This window comes from Microbacterium sp. UBA3486, from assembly GCF_002377845.1.
Taxonomy (GTDB): Bacteria; Actinomycetota; Actinomycetes; order Actinomycetales; family Microbacteriaceae; genus Microbacterium; species Microbacterium maritypicum_A.
This window is the reverse complement of sequence record NZ_DFQP01000014.1, coordinates 27,905-28,123: the sequence shown is the minus strand read 5'-3', so window position 1 is coordinate 28,123 and position 219 is coordinate 27,905. Positions and strand designations below refer to the sequence as shown.

Sequence of the window (219 nt, the reverse complement as noted above, 5' to 3'; positions counted from 1 at the left end):
CCTCCGCGCACCGTGCTGATGCTCGGCAGCGCCCTCCAGGCCGCCGCGATCGTCGCCGTGGCCCTGGCCGGCACGCCCGCCGTGTTCATCACCGCGGCTGTCGTCGCCGGATCGGGGTTCGGGTTGGTCGAGGCCTCAGGGTCGGTGGCCGCGAAGTCCCTGTCGGTCGGCAGCGCGACGGGTCTGCTCAGCGCACTGCTCGGCACGGTGGCCGTCTGC

At 74.4% G+C, this 219-nt stretch carries 1 protein-coding gene; it reads left to right on the top strand.

Annotated features, from left to right (window positions below; translation table 11 throughout):
• On the top strand, positions 1–219 hold a 219-nt coding region (locus B2869_RS01860; RefSeq protein WP_292762014.1), incomplete at both ends, for a hypothetical protein.